Genomic DNA, 13908 nt, shown 5'->3' with positions numbered 1-13908 from the left:
CTATCGTACCTTAAGAGAACTTGTTCCTGCTATCAGGCAAGTACTTGTTAGCCCTTTGAATCCAGGACCAACCATCATACCTCTTTCCTTTGCCCCACACCAGTCTCATCGCCGCCCTCGCCCAGCACGTAACGCTCTCCCAGGAAGAAGAAGCAGCCTTCCTGGCTATTTGTGAAATACGCGAGGCGAAGAAAAAGGAGTTCCTGCTGCACACCGGGCAACCTACGCGTGCCCTGTATTTTGTGCAGAAAGGCTGCCTGCGCTCCTTTATTGTAGACAAGGCCGGGAAGGAAGTGAACCTGGAGTTCGCCGTGGAACACTACTGGATCAGCGACATCGGGTTTGGCAAACCGGCCCTCTTGTCCATCCAGGCCCTGGAGCCCACCCAGTACGTGCAGATCAATATTGCCGCCTTTGAGCAACTCACGCAGGGGTACCCTGTTTTCAACCTGTTTTTCAGGAAACTGCTCCAGAACGGGTACTTCGCCTTCAAGAAACGGACGCTCTCCGGCATGACCCAGACAGCCGCCGAGAATTACCGGGATTTCCTGCTCAAATTCCCTGATCTGAGCCAACGCATTCCGCAGTACCACATTGCTTCTTACCTGGGCATCACGCCCGAGTTCTTCAGTTCTATCAAGTCTGAGGGTCTTGATTTGTACCAGCAGGCCATTTCTTAGGTTTGTTGAGGGTTCTGCCTAAGTGTTTTTTGAGCAGCGTAGCAGCGCTACGGTGTGAGAAAAAGGGAAAGGCAGGTTCTTCTATGGGGCATTTGCAGCTCAAAATATAAAGCCCACGCAAATCTTAAACTACCTTATTCTTTTCTGCCTACCCTAGTCCGACCTTTGCATGGTGAACCTGAGGTAGCGAGAGGCTGATGCTACATCAGCCCGGCTGACAGGCCACCAACTTGATTCTTTACTCCAAATCTTGACATACGTGGAAAGAAGAGACTTTATCAAATTAGCAGCCGGAGGAGCAATAGCTATGACTACGTTAAGCGCATTCAGAAAATTCACCGAGGATCTTACGCCTCAAGACTATACCATGCCGGTGCTTTTTATTGGCCACGGCTCGCCTATGAACGGAATTGAAGACAACGAGTTCAGCCAGCGTTGGACTAAGCTGGCCCAGGAGATTCCCACGCCCAAAGCGGTGCTGGTAGTATCAGCGCACTGGTTTACCAAGGGCACCAAGATCACGGCTATGGACTTCCCGCAGACCATCCATGACTTCGGGGGCTTCCCGCAGGAGTTATTCGCGGTGCAGTATCCGGCCCCCGGACATGCTGCCTTGGCGAAGGAAACCGTGGAACTGGTGAAGTCAACCCACGTGGAACTTGACCATGACTGGGGCCTGGACCACGGCACCTGGACTATCATCCGGCACATGTACCCGGAGGCTAACGTGCCCGTGCTGCAACTCAGCATTGACTACACCAAAGGGCCCCAGTACCATTATGACTTAGCCAAAGAACTGACGGCTCTGCGCAAGAAAGGTGTTTTAATTGTGGGCAGCGGCAACATGGTGCACAACTTACGCATGGTAGACTGGCGCCTGATCAACGGCGGCGGCTATGACTGGACCCACACCATCAATGAGAAGTTCAAAAACCTCATCCTGAACCGCGACCATCAGCCGCTCATCAATTACAAGGCCTTAGGCAAAGAAGCCTTGCTGGCGATTCCCACGGTAGAGCATTACCTGCCGCTCATGTACACGCTGGGCCTCCAGGGCAAAAACGAGGAGGCTACCTTCTTCAACGACAAAATGGTAGGCGGCTCGCTCACCATGACTTCCGTGAAGATTGGGGCGTAAGCTTAACGCCTGAAACTTGCCAATGAGAAACCCCATGTTTAGGAGCTGTTTTCTGAAAAACGGCCCCTAAACATAGGGTTTTCTTCTTCAAAGATAAGAGGCTTATTCGGCCTTGGTTCTGGTGAATACCAGTACCGGCTGGTTCTCTTTGAGCAGCGTCAGTTGAGTAGAGGTCACCTGATATGCCAAAGTAGTGTCTGAAAGGGCAGCCAGGAACGGCTGTTCTAGGTTCTCTTCGGCGCAGGCCATACGGGTGGAACCCAGGTGCTGGAAGGTAAGGTGGGTGGCCGTAGCAGTAGCCCCACCGAAGACACGGTTACAGCCGGTAAAGCCATTTACCCGTTGTTCGGCCACCTGGAACGTGAGTTGAGGCGTGCGCGAAACATCTGCGGAAGAAACTGCTTTCCCGTTCAGGCTTATAAGTCTCCAGCTTCCGTTCAACAATTTGGTGTCATTGGTTTGCACAGAGGCCGTGGTGGTGGAAGTGGTCGGCGTGGCGTTAGGGGCGCAACTGCTGAGCAATAAGAGAGAGACGGCAATGGCCGCTAATTTGGAATTCATTTTCATGATGTTTTGTGCGTGCTTGTACCTGCAGAACGCAAATATTGGGCCTTAAAACAAAAGAGGCCGGAACGATTCCGGCCTCTTTTCAGGATAATAGCACCTAAACGGCCATCTCTTACTTATACAAAAGGTATTTCTGGCGCATTTCTTTGTAGGCGGCCAGTCCCGGCTGCCAGGTTTCTCTGATTCTTTCCTCAGACCAGCCTTCCTGGATCTGCTTCCGGAAATCGGCTACGCCGGCCAGTCTTTCAATCACGCCCATCTGCTTGCTGTAGGAAGAGTCAAAGAACCGTGCTTTCTCTGGGTAGGCCTGGTAGAGCTCAATCATCCAGCTCAGGTTGATTTGGCGCTTCTTTCTGAGTTGTTCCACATCATACTTCCGGAGGTCTAGCCCGTAGCTGACCTCGTTCATGTGCAAGGGCGTCTCGCTCATGCCCTGGATGCTCACGGGCGTAAAGTTGAAATCATATTTGCCTTTAAGCGCTGGCGCACCCAACACCGTGAACGGCATGTGCGTACCGCGTCCCTGGCTGATGATGGTGCCTTCAAACAGACACAGGCTGGGGTACAGCATCACGCTTTGGGGTGTGTTCAGGTTGGGCGAGGGGTTCACCGGCAGCACATAGGGCAGGTCATGGTGGTAGTTAGCCAGCTTGATGATGTTGAGTTTGCTCAGTTTCAGGCCTTTCTCCATCCAGCCTTCGCCGTTCACCATCTGCGCGAACTCGCCCACGGTGAGCCCGTGCGCAATAGGGATAGGGAACTGCCCGATGCCCGATTTATACTTCATGTCCAGGATAGGGCCGTCAATCAGGTAGCCATGCGGATTAGGCCGGTCCAGCACCATCATCTCCACGTTGTGCTCGGCCGCCGATTCCATGACATCGCGCAGCGTGTTGATATTGGTATAGAAACGTACGCCCACGTCCTGAATGTCATAGATGAGCACATCTACGCCCGCAAGGTCTTCCTTGCTGGGCTTTTTCTTTTTGCCGTACAGCGAGATGATAGGAATGCCGGTTTTGGCATCCACCTCGTCGCCCACGTGCGCCCCGTTGCTGGCATTGCCCCTAAAGCCGTGCTCCGGCCCAAACACCTTCACAATCTGGATCCCCGAAGCCAGCAGGCTGTCCACGCTGGGTTTGCCACCAATGGTAGATGACTGGTTCACCACCATGGCTACTTTCTTGCCTTTCAGGTAGGGCACGTATTTCTCCGTCTGGTCGGCACCGGTGATTAAACCTTTGCCGGGCTTGGCGGAGGTGGATTTGCTGCTGGCAGCCGTGTTGGCCGTTAAGGTTTCCTTGGAACAGGAGGAGCAACTTAGCGCCAAGGTGAGGAGGCCGCAGGAAAGGAACGTGAGGATGGGTTTGGGCATGGTTGGGAGGGAGAACAGGTTTAATGAAAAAAATAACTGCTAAGGTAGAAATGAAAATATTCTCTAAAGCAGCTATTGGGCCAAATATTCTGAAATTTCAGAAGGTATTGCAATGTTTTATATGTCTTTCATGGAAATGAATCAAAAGAACAAGAAGATATCTAGGGGGCACACTATTTATTTTATATTCGGTTCTATACTAGAGCCAGGACCAGAACCTTTATTAAAAATGATGAATGCCTAACTTATACATCATAGCAGGTTGCAATGGAGCGGGAAAAACCACTGCCTCCTTTACTGTGCTGCCTGACATGCTGAACTGCCGGGAGTTTGTGAATGCAGATGAGATTGCCCGGGGACTTTCCCCATTTCAACCGGAGAAGGTGGCCATAGAAGCGGCAAGAATCATGTTGCAACGCATACAGGAATTGTTGAAGAAAGGGGAAGATTTTGCCATAGAAACTACTCTCTCTACCAGAAGCTATGCCCAAACCGTTAAACAGGCAAAGGAGTTAGGTTACCGTATCACTCTTGTCTATTTTTGGCTTAGCAGCCCTGAACTGGCCATAGAAAGAGTTAAAGCAAGAGTGGCAGAAGGTGGGCATAATATTCCGGAAGAGGTAATTTGTAGACGATACAGGAAGGGACTTCATAATCTTTATGAACTATTCATTCCATTATGCGATTTCTGGATGATGATTGACAATTCCCAAACACCGTATACGATGATTGCAGAGGGCATAAAGGCTGAGAAGTTTACCATTTACGCTCCTGAAACATGGAGATTGCTTAAAGAAAGGCACTAATGGAAAAAGAAATCCAAAACACGGAAGAACTCAAGAACAAGATACTGAAAGGCCTTGACCTGGCATTCATTAAGCTGGTAAAGGCCAAGCAGAAGGTTAACGGAGAGTTGGTATTCTCACAGGACGGCAAAATAATACGAGTGAAAGCAACTGACCTTTAAAAACAATACCTTCCCATAAAACCAAAAAGAGGCCGGAAACTTACGCTTCCGGCCTCTTTTTCATAAAACTGCGCTAAAACAGCGGATCACTATTCTTTGTCAATCAACTCCACGCTGCGTTTCACGAAGGCCGTTAAGGCGGCACCGGAAAGCATATTCTGCGACAACAGCGCCAGGTCATAGGCTTGCTTGGCGATTTTCTCGCCGCGCTCGTCGTTGTGCTTCAGGATGCGGTGGTTGATGGGGTGGTTGGCGTTGATGGTGACGTTGTACATGTCAGGCATGTTGCCCATCATCATCATGCCGCCGCCGCCCATGCGGTTCATGTCCTTCATGCGGCGCATGAACTCAGGCAGGGTGATAATCACCGGCTGGTCATCCACGCTCAAGGCTTCCACCCCAACGGTCATGTTCTGGTTCGCGATGGCTTTCTCAAACAGTTCCTTCAACCGCGTGGTCTCTTCCTCAGACAGCACGCTCTCCGGCTTGGCATCGGTCTGGATGAGCTTGTCGATGGTGTCGGCGTCCACGCGTTTCAGGGTCGTTTTCTCCAGTTTCTGCTCTAACTGGCCAATGAAGTGCGGGTCAATCATGGTGTCCAGCTTCACCACATCGTAGTTGCGGTTCTGGGCCGTCTCAATGAAGGCGTGCTGCTTCTCGGGGTCTGTGGTGTAGAGAATAACCAGGTTACCGTCTTTGTCGGTTTGGTTGGCCTGTACCAGGGCGCGGTATTCCTCCAGCGTATGGTATTTGCCCTCGGTGTTCTGCAGAAGGGCGAAGTCCTTGGCTTTCTCGTAGAACTTGTCGTCAGAGAGCATGCCGTACTTCACGAACACCGCAATGTCGTTCCACTTCTCTTCGTAGGCGGTGCGGTCTTTCTTGTAGATTTCGTTCAGCTTATCGGCCACCTTACGGGTGATGTAGGTGTTGATTTTCTTCACGTTGGCATCGGCCTGCAGGAACGAGCGGCTCACGTTCAACGGGATGTCCGGCGAGTCCAGCACACCGTGCAACAGCATCAGGAACTCCGGCACCACGTCTTTCACCTCATCGGTGATGAACACCTGGCGGCTGTAGAGCTGGATTTTGTTTTTCTGGAAGTCGAACTCGTTCTTCACCTTCGGGAAGTACAGGATACCGGTCAGGTTGAACGGATAGTCCACGTTGAGGTGAATCCAGAACAGCGGATCCTCAGAGAAAGGATACAGCTCCTTGTAGAAGTTTTTGTAGTCCTCGTCGGTCAGCTCCGCCGGCGACTTGGTCCAAAGCGGGTTGGGGTTGTTGATAACCTCGCCGTTGAACTCCACCGGAATGGGCAGGAACTTGCAGTATTTGTTCAGAATGGTCTGCAGGCGCGCCTCTTCCAGGAACTCCTCAGAATCCTCGGCAATGTTCAGAATCACGTCCGTACCGCGCTCGGTGCGGGAACCGGTGGTGATGGTGAACTCCGTAGAGCCGTCGCAAGTCCAGTGTGCAGGCTCCGCGCCGTCTGCGTGCGACAAAGTGTCAATCTCCACGGTGCTGGCCACCATAAACGCCGAGTAGAACCCAAGCCCGAACTGCCCGATGATTTGGCTCTTGTCGGCGTTGGAGTCTTTGTAGCGCTCCACAAACTCGGTGGCGCCCGAGAAGGCAATCTGGTTGATGTATTTCTTGATTTCCTCGGCGGTCATCCCTATCCCGTTGTCCGAGATGATGATCTGCTTCTTCTCCTTGTCCACCTTCACGGTCACCTTCAGCTCGCCCAGGTCGCCTTTCAGCTCACTGATGCTGGAGAGGCTTTTGGCTTTCTGTGTGGCGTCAACCGCGTTGGAAACCAGTTCGCGCAAGAAAATCTCGTGGTCTGAGTACAAGAACTTCTTGATGATGGGGAAAATGTTCTCGGTGTGAATCGAAATCGTGCCTTTTTCTTCCATTTCCTTATCTATCGATGTGTGTTATATTAAATGCGTTATCTTCTCTTCCAATCTCGGCTGCGCCGATGTTCTGTTCTTGGTGTTTTTTTAAATAAACAAGCCTAAAACAGGTACTCCTTCGTTTCCATTCTGTAGGGGCAATCCCTTGTGGTTGCCCTCTTGCGGATGCTACCTTGGTAGGGCAACAACAAGGGATTGCCCCTACAGACCTAATCTTAGTCACGGAAGTAACTTCCGCGCCATCGTTAGCTGACAAGCCCAAAAAAGCAGCACTGCATAAGCAACAATTCATCCCTTGGCAAAAGCTGTTCCAGAGGAGCAAAAGTGACAGGATGGCAGAGGCAATGATCAGAAAATCACCGTGGAGGCAACTCTTCAGGCAAAAACCTTGTATATTTGGCCGAATCTAACTGTTCCGGTGAAAAACTTCTCGCGCTATAGTGCCCTGTTTTTGCTGCTGCTGTTCACCCGGGTCATGACCCCGGATGCGCTGCTGCTGCAACTGCACGCGCACGAACACACCGAAGAAGCGGCCCATTATCCGGGAAAATCCCTGGTCAGCTCCAAGCACCACCACTGCGCGGTAGACAGCCTGTTCCAGGCATCTTTCCAGGCTCCTGAGGGGGTGGTGGTGCCGGTTCCGCTGGTGCACGTGGTGCAGCACGGTTCCTTCATGACGCTGGCGGGGTATGCCACTACTCCCGCCTATTCCTTCCTGCGCGGGCCCCCGGCAGGTTTCTCCCTTTCTTAATTTTTCTTGGGTATAGGATGGGCCAGACCATTCCATGCGCACCCGTCTGACGGCTGTTTTTCTTAAAACAGGCCGGAAACGGCTTTAAAGCTAGTTTAAGCTTAAGCTTCGGGCAGAAAACCGGACTCTAGCAAGTACCTGCGTTCCCGCTTTCAATGCCACCGTAGCGCTGCTACGAGGCTTAAAAACCGCTTCCGCAGAACCTTGCTCTTGCTGTTTCCGCCTTTGAATCCAAAGTTAAACAAGCTCTTGCGCGCCTGAGAAACCAATGGGCTCCCGCCCGTCTATTTTTCATTCTTTATTCTTACCAAGTTGCGCGAATATCTTTCCTATTCGGCGTGGCTGGTGCTGTGTGCCTGGCTTTCCCTATCCTCAGGGTGGGCTCAGCAAATGAATGTACCTGCCACAGCCCCCGGGGTAACGCCGTGTGGCCTCACCCTCTCGGGCCTTATCCTGGACCGTGATGCCGGTACCCCGTTGGTGGGTGCCACCGTCCAGATTCAGGGCACTTCGCACGCCACCAGCACCAACGCCCAGGGCCGCTACCAGTTCACCGGTTTGTGTGCTGGTCCGGTAGCAGTCACGGTGTCGTATTTGGGTTTTTCCCCTGAAACGCGGCAGAAACGGCTGAGGTCAACGGTAGAATCTTTGGACTTTGCCTTACACGTTGATGCTACCTTGCTGAAATCAGTGGAGGTGACCGGGCACCAGTTGCCGGCCTCCGGCGCCACGGCGGGCTCTACGCTCACGGGGCAGGCGCTGGAAAAAGCCCAGGGCGGCTCACTGGCCCAGGCCCTTACCCAGGTGTCTGGGGTAACCATGTTGCAGACGGGCGGTACCATTGCCAAACCGGTCATCCATGGCCTGCACAGCAACCGCATTCTTACCTTGAACAACGGCATCCGGCAGGAAGGCCAGCAATGGGGCGCCGAACATGCCCCCGAGATTGACCCTTTCATTGCGAACCGGTTGACGGTGGTGAAAGGCGCGGAAGCCGTGCGCTACGGCCCCGAGGCTATGGGCGGCGTGGTACTGGTGGAGCCTCCGGCCTTGCCTTCCACGCCTGAACTGCACGGACAGCTTACCACCGTAGGGGCCAGCAATGGCCGCAGCGGCACCGTGTCTGGAATGTTAAATGGCGGCCTGAAGCAGGTGCCGGGATTGGGTTGGCGCGTACAAGGAACCCTCAAGAAAGCGGGCAACCTCAAAACCGCCGACTACTACCTGGAAAACACCGGGCTGCGGGAGGTTAACTACTCAGCGGCGCTGGGCTACACTTCGGAGAAAATAGGTGCCGAGCTTTTCTACAGCCGTTTCCAGACGGAACTGGGCATTTTCAAAGGCGCGCATATTGGCTCTCTGGAGGATTTGATGACCCGGATATCCGCGGAGCGGCCCTGGGAGGAAGGCGCTTTCTCTTACCAGGTAGGTGTGCCCCGGCAGCAGATAGACCATCATCTGCTCAAAGCCAAGGGGCACCTGCATCTGGGCGAGGGTGAGAACCTGGACGTGGTGTATGGTCTGCAGTACAACCAACGGCAGGAGTTTGACATTAGGCGGGGCGAGTACCGCAGCGTGCCATCGCTGGACATGGCGCTGACGACCCAAACCCTGGAGGTGGCGTATGACAAGCTCTTCTCGCGGGGCCTGAAAATCACCACGGGCCTCAACGGCATGCTGCAAATCAACAACAACGTGCCGGGTACGGGAGCTATTCCGCTTATTCCTAACTATGACAGCTATGCCGGTGGCGGCTACCTCATGGGCAAGCTCATCAGGGAAACCTGGGAATTGGAGGCCGGGGCGCGGTATGACTACAAATACGTGAACGCGCGCGGCTACTATGAGAACGCCCAGGCCTATGGCGGCATCAGGCGGTTCCACAACGTGACGGGTTCTCTGGGCGGGGCGCTGCACCTGCACCCAGCCTGGACTATCCGCACTAATTTGGGTTCTGCCTGGCGTCCGCCGGTGGTGAATGAGCTGTACAGCAACGGCCTGCACCACGGCACTGCCAGCTACGAGACCGGAGATGCCACCCTGCAAAGTGAGAAAAGCTACAAGTGGACCAATACGCTGGAATACCATGCCAATAACCTCCAACTGGAGTTCACGGCCTATGCCAACCACATTCAGGATTACATCTACCTGGAGCCGGCGGGTGGTTTCTATGAGAGCCTGCGCGGGTCTTTTCCCACGTTCCGGTACCGGCAAACGGATGCCCGCTTCTGGGGCAGCGATGTGTCTTTGCAGTATGATTTCTGGAAGCCGTTCCGGTATGAGCTGAAGGGCTCGCTGGTGCGGGCCACGGACCTGCGGCAAGACCAGTACCTGCCCTGGATTCCTACAGACCGGCTGGAGAACAGCCTGAGCTGGCGGCCAGAGATTAGCTCTGCCTTGGAGGATACTTACCTGCAGGTGCAGTCGCAGTGGGTGGCGCGGCAGCACCGCTATACCGCCGGGAGTGACTTCGCGGCCCCGCCTGCCTCCTATCACCTGCTGCACCTGAACACCGGTACCCAATGGAAGCTGGGCGAACAAACACTGGGCCTCCATTTCTCGGTGAACAACCTCACCAACACCCTTTACAAAGAGTACATGAACCGCTTTAGGTACTATGCCCATGACGTAGGCCGCAACTTCACGGCGCGCGTTTCCTGGCGGTTCTAACCCATTTTAAAAGCGTTTTTAACCCCAAATTTTAAAAAGACCATGAATACGTTATTTCGTTCGTTTTTGACCATTGCCGCGTTAGGCGCTTCTTTGTTCTTCACCGCCTGTTCTTCTGATGACCCGGAGCCCGAGGTACCGCAGGAGGAGTTTGACGGCGTGAAATTCTATTTTGTGGAACTGGACGTGGAGGCCCACGGCGGCCATGACCATTACCACCAGACCACCGATACCGTGAAAGTGACCGTGGCCAAAGACGGCACCGTGTCGCCGCGGCACGTGCATTTGGAGGAGCATGCCCATTACCGCCTGTTCGTGGATGTGCAGCGCAAAGGCAAGTCGCTGAACCAGGAATTCATAGACGCCGGCGACGAGCACCAGTTCTTCTTTGTGCCGTCTAAGCCAGGTTATTTAGCCTATACCTATGAAGACAAGGACAAGAACGGCCGCGGCATTGGCCTGAAGGGCCGGATGGAGGTGCTGAAAGCCGACAATGGTTCTTTTGACCTGAAAGTGGTGTTGCGCCACGGCCTGAACAAAGCGCACGCCGCCGCCGCCAACTGGAACAACCCCGACTACCGCTTTGCCGGAGGCTCAGATGATTTGAATGTCACCTTTGAGATTCACCCTTCCGGGCATGACCACTAAGCCACGGCTTATTGTCCGTTTTCTGCCTATTTTGTAAAAAGGAGCCGCCAAACAAGGGCGGCTCCTTTTTTATGGCCGCTACTTTTATGGCCGCTACCACGCCCTGCTTTAGGGCCATTTTCAGAAAAACAGGGACTAAATGGCTTTCCACGCCGCTAGGCCTCATTTTGCCCTATTACCAGTATTTAAGGAACTTGCGTATATTCGCAGATACGCTAAGCTTGTGCAGTATCTCAGACTTGTAAGTAGCTACCTTTTGCTCCTGCTGTTTATGCGGGTGATGGTGCCTGAAAAGGTGCTGGTGGCCTTGCATGCCCACGCCCACTCAGAAGACCGGCCGCATGATGAGAACCGGCCGCACATAGACAAAAAGCACACGCATTGCCCTACCGCCGAACTGTTTGATACGCCATTCCAGGCCTCAGAAACAGAGGTTGCCTTTCTTGCCCCGGTGCCTTGGATAGACAGCTACCGGCCAGGGTACGCCTTCATCTGGAAATTCAGCTATCCGCATACCGCCTCCCCGCGCGGTCCGCCCGCGGTAGCCTAGACCTCCCGCCTTTTCTTTTTGCGAGGAGAAGGGTGGCGGTGCTGCCCGTCAACACTTCCGTCTTCTGGCGCCTCGCTTGCGCGCGGCAGGTGCTATGGCTGTGGTTTACGGCCTGTTTTCCAGTTTTCTTAACCAGACCATCATGTTTTTCTATAGAATCTTTCTATGCCTGGGCCTGCTGTTTTCCGTCGGGAACGCCATGGCCCAAAGCAACAACTCCCTTTCCGGTACCATCTCAGATGAGCAGACCAAAACTCCCCTGATTGGGGCCATCTTGTACCTGACCGACCTGAAACGCGCCGTTACCACGGATGCAGAGGGCCATTACTCCTTACAAGACCTTCCCAGAGGGCGGTTCCTGGCGGAGATCCGCTACATTGGCTACGTGACCAAAGCGCAATCCATCACCATCAACGGGGCTACCACGGCTAACTTCACCCTCGCCCCTTCGGTGACGGAGATCAGGGCAGTGGTGGTGACGGGTGTTTCTTCTTCCACGGAGAGCCGCCTGAATCCCGTACCCACCACGGTGGTAGGCCGGGAGGAACTGGAGCGCGGTGCCGCCACCAACATCATTGACGCCATTGCCAAAACGCCCGGCGTGGCGCAGATCTCCACCGGCGCAGGCATCTCCAAACCGGTTATCCGGGGCCTGGGCTTCAACCGCATCATCACCCTCAATGACGGCATCAAGCAAGAAGGCCAGCAGTGGGGCGATGAGCACGGCATTGAGATTGACGAATACTCTATTGACCGCGCTGAGATTGTGAAAGGCCCAGGCAGTTTGATGTATGGCTCAGACGGCATCGCCGGCGTCATCAACTTCCTTACCCCAGACCCCATTGCCGAAGGCAAGGTGATCGGAAACCTTTCTACCAATTATCAGAGCAATAACAACTTGTTGGGCTATTCGGCTTACAACGCCGGTAACCTGAACGGGTTTAACTGGGCGGCGCGCCTGAGCCAGAAAGTGGCCGGCAACTACCGCAACGACTATGACGGACGTGTGTACAACTCGGGCTTCAGGGAAACCAACGCCAACGGCTACGTGGGCCTGAACAAAAGCTGGGGCTATTCGCACCTGGCCTTCAGCACGTTTAACCAGACGGTAGGCCTGGTAGAGGGCGAACGCGATGAGGAAGGCAATTTCCTGAAGCTGGTGAACCATAACGGCGAGGCCGAAGAGGAAACCGCCACCGGAGAGGACTTGACCGGCTATGGCATTGGCATTCCACAGCAGCGCATCAACCACCTGCGGGTGGCCTCGCAGAACAATCTGGTGTTTGAGAAATCGCGCCTCACCTTCAACCTGGCCTGGCAGCAGAACCTGCGCCGCGAGTACGGCAACCCCGTAGACACCCAGGAAGAGGAACTGGCCATGCGCCTGCGCACGTTCAACTATGACGTGAAGTACTTTCTGCCTAATTGGGGCAGCTGGGAGCCTACGGTGGGCGTGAATGGCATGGTGCAGCAGAACCGCAACGAGGGCGAAGAAGTCATTATTCCTGAGTACCGGCTCTGGGATGCAGGCGTGTTCGCGTTCCTGAAACGAGAGTTCGGGCCCTTGCACCTAAGCGGCGGGTTGCGGTATGACTACCGCGAAATAGCCTCTGATGCCCTGTTCATGACCGATGAGGACGAATTCACCACCGACCCGGCTCTGGCCGAGGAAACGAAATTCAACGGTTTCAACACCTCGTTCGCCAATATTTCAGGAAGCGTGGGCGCCACCTACAGCCTTTCTGAGAAACTGACCGTGAAAGCGAACCTGGCCCGCGGATTCCGGTCGCCCAACATCGCGGAACTGGCCTCTAACGGCCGGCATGAAGGCACGTTCCGGTATGAAGTGGGTAACTCAGACCTGAAGGCCGAGACCAGCCTGCAGGCGGATGCCGGCCTTACCTATGACAGCAAACACGTGACCCTGGGCGTGAACGGCTTCCGGAATAACATCCAGAACTACATTTTCGCGCAGAAACTGACCAACGTATTGGGCGGTGACTCGCTTTCCGGCGAGGAAGACGACCTGGCCCCTACGTTCAAGTACGTGCAGGGCGATGCCTACGTGTACGGCGGCGAGTTTGTCCTGGACATTCACCCGCACCCGCTGGACTGGCTGCACCTGGAGAATACCTTCTCCTGGGTGCGCTCTATCCAGAAGCACGTGCCCCAGGACATGAAGTACCTGCCCTTCACCCCCGCCCCGCGCCTGGACACGGAACTGCGCGTGAGTTTCCCCAAAGCAGGCACCTACATCAGGAACTGGTACGCCAAGGCCGAGGTGGAGAATTATTTCGCGCAGAACAAGGTGTACAGCGCCTTCGGCACCGAGACGCCTACGCCGGGCTACACCTTGCTGAACCTGGGCATAGGCGGAAACCTCACCAACGCGCAGGGCAAAACGCGGCTTTCTGTCTACCTCACTGCCAACAACGTGCTGGACAAAGCCTACCAGAGCCATTTGAGCCGCCTGAAGTACGCCCCAGAGAATCCGGCCACGGGCCGCACCGGGGTTTACAACATGGGCCGTAACATAAGCCTCAAAGTAATAGTACCGGTGGGCTAAGCGCCACCGCCTGGCCCAGTCAAGCCAAGGCTACTACATGAAAAGGCGCGGGAGATTTCCGGCGCCTTTTTCATGTAGTA

12 protein-coding genes are annotated in these 13908 nt (G+C 54.4%); 9 read left to right on the top strand and 3 right to left on the bottom strand.

Translation table 11 applies throughout. The annotated features are described in order from the left end of the window. Positions 1-89 precede the first annotated feature (89 nt). Positions 90-680, top strand: coding sequence for a Crp/Fnr family transcriptional regulator (locus FOE74_RS00470; protein WP_188687142.1), 591 nt, complete (start codon positions 90-92; stop codon positions 678-680). Between the two features lie 307 nt (positions 681-987). After that, complete coding sequence (gene ygiD / locus FOE74_RS00465) at positions 988-1818, top strand: 4,5-DOPA-extradiol-dioxygenase (RefSeq protein ID WP_149096646.1); 831 nt, start codon at positions 988-990, stop codon at positions 1816-1818. Positions 1819-1920: 102 nt separating this feature from the next. Here the strand turns inward: ygiD and FOE74_RS00460 are convergent, their stop codons facing one another. Both FOE74_RS00460 and FOE74_RS00455 read right to left on the bottom strand, forming a co-directional pair. Next, positions 1921-2379 carry an META domain-containing protein gene (locus tag FOE74_RS00460; protein WP_188687141.1) on the bottom strand — a complete coding sequence of 153 codons (459 nt, stop codon included), beginning with the start codon at positions 2377-2379 and terminating at the stop codon, positions 1921-1923. 118 nt (positions 2380-2497) lie between these two features. After that, positions 2498-3760 carry an exo-beta-N-acetylmuramidase NamZ family protein gene (locus FOE74_RS00455; protein ID WP_149096644.1) on the bottom strand — a complete coding sequence of 421 codons (1263 nt, stop codon included), beginning with the start codon at positions 3758-3760 and terminating at the stop codon, positions 2498-2500. A gap of 236 nt (positions 3761-3996) precedes the next feature. Here FOE74_RS00455 and FOE74_RS00450 point away from each other — a divergent pair, with 236 nt between their 5' ends. Then, positions 3997-4566 carry a zeta toxin family protein gene (locus tag FOE74_RS00450; RefSeq protein ID WP_149096643.1) on the top strand — a complete coding sequence of 190 codons (570 nt, stop codon included), beginning with the start codon at positions 3997-3999 and terminating at the stop codon, positions 4564-4566. Further along, positions 4566-4727: a hypothetical protein gene (locus FOE74_RS21115; protein WP_188687140.1), complete on the top strand. Its 162-nt coding sequence runs from the start codon at positions 4566-4568 to the stop codon at positions 4725-4727. The genes FOE74_RS00450 and FOE74_RS21115 overlap by 1 nt, the downstream gene beginning before the upstream one ends. An 89-nt stretch (positions 4728-4816) precedes the next feature. Here the strand turns inward: FOE74_RS21115 and htpG are convergent, their stop codons facing one another. Continuing rightward, a complete protein-coding gene (gene htpG, locus FOE74_RS00445) occupies positions 4817-6643 on the bottom strand; it encodes a molecular chaperone HtpG (protein ID WP_149096642.1) in 1827 nt (608 codons plus the stop codon). Positions 6644-7031: 388 nt separating this feature from the next. On the opposite strand from htpG, the gene FOE74_RS00440 reads away from it, so the two are divergent. The 5 genes from FOE74_RS00440 to FOE74_RS00420 all read left to right on the top strand — a co-directional run bounded on the left by FOE74_RS00440 (position 7032) and on the right by FOE74_RS00420 (position 13828). Continuing rightward, positions 7032-7394: a hypothetical protein gene (locus FOE74_RS00440; protein ID WP_192576573.1), complete on the top strand. Its 363-nt coding sequence runs from the start codon at positions 7032-7034 to the stop codon at positions 7392-7394. Between the two features lie 390 nt (positions 7395-7784). Then, complete coding sequence (locus tag FOE74_RS00435; RefSeq protein WP_192576572.1) at positions 7785-10064, top strand: TonB-dependent receptor; 2280 nt, start codon at positions 7785-7787, stop codon at positions 10062-10064. A 42-nt stretch (positions 10065-10106) separates the two neighbouring features. Then, positions 10107-10712, top strand: coding sequence for a hypothetical protein (locus FOE74_RS00430; protein ID WP_149096639.1), 606 nt, complete (start codon positions 10107-10109; stop codon positions 10710-10712). Positions 10713-10968: 256 nt separating this feature from the next. Beyond that, positions 10969-11262 carry a hypothetical protein gene (locus FOE74_RS00425; RefSeq protein WP_149096638.1) on the top strand — a complete coding sequence of 98 codons (294 nt, stop codon included), beginning with the start codon at positions 10969-10971 and terminating at the stop codon, positions 11260-11262. A gap of 142 nt (positions 11263-11404) precedes the next feature. Then, entirely contained in the window at positions 11405-13828 is a 2424-nt protein-coding gene (locus tag FOE74_RS00420; protein WP_188687139.1) for a TonB-dependent receptor, read from the top strand. Positions 13829-13908: the final 80 nt, after the last annotated feature.

The sequence above is a fragment of the Rufibacter glacialis genome, assembly GCF_008271745.1.
Lineage (GTDB): Bacteria > Bacteroidota > Bacteroidia > Cytophagales > Hymenobacteraceae > Nibribacter > Nibribacter glacialis.
Note: the sequence above shows the minus strand (reverse complement) of the source record. Positions and strands in the feature narration are given on the sequence as shown.

Bases quoted from the DNA above. Each gene is read 5' to 3' on its own strand.
- FOE74_RS00455 (WP_149096644.1), bottom strand. From the start codon at position 3,760: ATGCCCAAACCCATCCTCACGTTCCTTTCCTGCGGCCTCCTCACCTTG.
- ygiD (WP_149096646.1), top strand. From the start codon at position 988: ATGACTACGTTAAGCGCATTCAGAAAATTCACCGAGGATCTTACGCCT.
- FOE74_RS00450 (WP_149096643.1), top strand. From the start codon at position 3,997: ATGCCTAACTTATACATCATAGCAGGTTGCAATGGAGCGGGAAAAACC.
- htpG (WP_149096642.1), bottom strand. From the start codon at position 6,643: ATGGAAGAAAAAGGCACGATTTCGATTCACACCGAGAACATTTTCCCC.
- FOE74_RS21115 (WP_188687140.1), top strand. From the start codon at position 4,566: ATGGAAAAAGAAATCCAAAACACGGAAGAACTCAAGAACAAGATACTG.
- FOE74_RS00430 (WP_149096639.1), top strand. From the start codon at position 10,107: ATGAATACGTTATTTCGTTCGTTTTTGACCATTGCCGCGTTAGGCGCT.
- FOE74_RS00435 (WP_192576572.1), top strand. From the start codon at position 7,785: ATGAATGTACCTGCCACAGCCCCCGGGGTAACGCCGTGTGGCCTCACC.
- FOE74_RS00420 (WP_188687139.1), top strand. From the start codon at position 11,405: ATGTTTTTCTATAGAATCTTTCTATGCCTGGGCCTGCTGTTTTCCGTC.
- FOE74_RS00460 (WP_188687141.1), bottom strand. From the start codon at position 2,379: ATGAATTCCAAATTAGCGGCCATTGCCGTCTCTCTCTTATTGCTCAGC.